The 2,252-nt window shown below is 61.7% G+C and carries 3 protein-coding genes and 1 pseudogene; all 4 read right to left on the bottom strand.

What is annotated here, in order from left to right; translation table 11 throughout:
* A partial coding sequence (locus tag HX846_RS18950) for a GntR family transcriptional regulator (protein ID WP_178965888.1) occupies nt 1-325 on the bottom strand: 325 nt, incomplete at its 3' end.
* Nucleotides 326-395: 70 nt separating this feature from the next.
* A complete protein-coding gene (locus HX846_RS18945; RefSeq protein WP_177049271.1) occupies nt 396-956 on the bottom strand; it encodes a DUF1285 domain-containing protein in 561 nt (186 codons plus the stop codon).
* Between the two features lie 17 nt (nt 957-973).
* A complete protein-coding gene (locus HX846_RS18940) occupies nt 974-1,579 on the bottom strand; it encodes a DUF4823 domain-containing protein (RefSeq protein ID WP_063027950.1) in 606 nt (201 codons plus the stop codon).
* Between the two features lie 75 nt (nt 1,580-1,654).
* Nucleotides 1,655-2,252, bottom strand: a pseudogene (locus HX846_RS18935) (radical SAM protein); the annotation flags it as partial.

Here is a 2,252-nt window from a genome sequence, read left to right as displayed (position 1 = left end):
GACGGGTGACGGCTTCCAGGCGCAGGATTTCGGAGGTCACCACCGCGCCGGTGTCGGCCAGGGCTTGGGCCCAGCCGCTGCGCTGGTCGAGCACCATGCCGTCGAAGGTGACGATGGAGCCGACACCGCTTTGGGTGGCGATGTAGCTGCGGCGCTTGAGTTCGGCCAGGGCTTCACGCAGCGTGCCGCGGCTGACGGAAAACTCTTCGGCCAGTTGGTGCTCGCCCGGCAGCAGGACACCGTCAGCCATCACTCCACCCTCGATACGGCGGATCAGCTCGTCGACGACGCGTTTTTTCTTATCAAATCGGACATGTCTAATCATGTACAAATTGATAACCGAAAGCGCCCGGCTACAGCAAGCGATTTATTTCAGGGATAGCGAGAAATCAGCCTCAGGGCTCCAGGCCGATGGGGAAAAATACCCCGCCGCTCCAGACGCCAAGCCAGTTCTTACCGTTGATCGGACGGGTCACCGCCAGCTCCACCAGCTGGTAGAACGCATTGCGGTGAACCAGGGCTTCGAGGTTGGTGCGCACCCGCAGGTATGGCGAGGGTTCCTGGGTGTCCGGGTCGATCACCACCCGCAGCGGATGCTCGATACCGGCCTCGACCTGCTCATCCACGTTGGTAGTAAAGCGCAGGACCTGGCTTTCGCCCTGCCCTTCGACTTCCAGGGTCACGGCGACAAAGGGCGCGTCATCGACCTTGATCCCGACCTTTTCCACCGGGGTGATCAGGAAATAATCATCGCCATCGCGGCGAATGATAGTGGAGAACAGCTTGACCATCGGCTTGCGGCCAATCGGCGTGCCCATGTAGAACCAGGTGCCGTCGCGGGCGATGCGCATGTCGATATCGCCGCAAAACGCCGGGTTCCACAGATGCACCGGCGCGGGCCCCTTGCCCTTGGGCAATTGCGCCAACAACTCATTGGCCTTGGCCGAATCGGTCATGCTGCTCTCCTTGTGTCTTACTGATCGCTCATGCCCAACAGGCTGCGCGCGTAGTGCGCCAGGGGCTTGCCGATCAGGTCATCTGGCTTGTTGTCGTGGAACGTCAGTAAACCGCCACGGCTATGGATGCGCACAGTATCAATCAAATACTGGGTACTGGTCTCGATCAACATGACCTGGATGGTTCCGGTGTCGATACCCAGGCGATCCACCGCCTCCTGGTCAGACCATTCATCGGCGTTGCCGATACGGTCATCCGCCTGGGCGAAGCGGCAGTACAGCAGGTAATGCGCACCCGCCGCGCGGGCTTCCGACATCGCCTGCTCGAGGCCTTCCGGCTTGCGGGCGCGGCGGACCATCGGGAAATATTCGACAAAGCCGTTGAAGGCTTCCTCGGCCACCACGTTAGGCCGCGGATAAGCACTGCCCGGCGGGGTGAAGGCGCCCTGGGCGATGAAGACGAAGGAGTCCGGCTGTATGCGGACCGAATTGACGCGGCGAGTATCGCTGTGGTCCAGCAGCCCGGCATCGCTCATCTGATAGCGCGTGCCTTCGGCCATATCACTGACGGTCATGCAGCCACCCAGCGCGAGTGACGCCAGCACCAAAACCAGACTACGCATCCTAATTCTCCAAAGGCCGGTGACGGAAAACCGGCGAATGGGCACGAGATGCAGATTTTGCGCCAGCTTGCGGGACTAGCCGCCGATGATCTTCATAATGGTGGCGCCGCCGGAGAAGGCCACTTCCTGCTTGTCACCCAAGGCCTTGACCAACAAGCGCTGCAAGGCCGGCAGGGCCTGGTGGCGGGGTTTGTCCAGCAGGTCGCCGACGTAGTGGCGGTTGCTCGACGACAGGCAGCCATGCAGCCAGCCGGTGGACGACAGGCGCAAACGCGAACAGGTCCGGCAGAACGGCACGCTTTCGTTGGCAATGACACCGAAGAAACCTTTGCCGGGCACTTCGTAGCGCACGGCAGTGGCGTCCACCGGGGCGTTGGCTTGCAGGTATTCGTACTGTTCGCCGATCAGGCTGAGCAATTGCTGAAGGCTGACGAATTGCTGCAGGAACGCGTTGGAATCGTTGGCGAGGTGGCCCATGCGCATCAATTCGATAAAGCGCAACTCGTAGCCACGCTCCAGGCAGTAGTCGAGCAGCGGCATCACCTGGTCGAGGTTCTGGCCGCGCAGCGGCACCATGTTGACCTTGATCTTGATTCCGGCGGCGCTCGCCTGGTCCATGCCATCGAGCACGGTGGCCAGGTCGCCACCGCGAGCGATGCTGCGGAAGGCGTCG

This window comes from Pseudomonas sp. K5002, from assembly GCF_013386655.1.
Lineage (GTDB): Bacteria > Pseudomonadota > Gammaproteobacteria > Pseudomonadales > Pseudomonadaceae > Aquipseudomonas.
The sequence above is the reverse complement of the archived record's forward strand: the minus strand, read 5'-3'. Positions and strand labels throughout refer to the sequence as shown.

Bases quoted from the DNA above. Each gene is read 5' to 3' on its own strand.
- HX846_RS18945 (WP_177049271.1), bottom strand. From the start codon at position 956: ATGACCGATTCGGCCAAGGCCAATGAGTTGTTGGCGCAATTGCCCAAG.
- HX846_RS18940 (WP_063027950.1), bottom strand. From the start codon at position 1,579: ATGCGTAGTCTGGTTTTGGTGCTGGCGTCACTCGCGCTGGGTGGCTGC.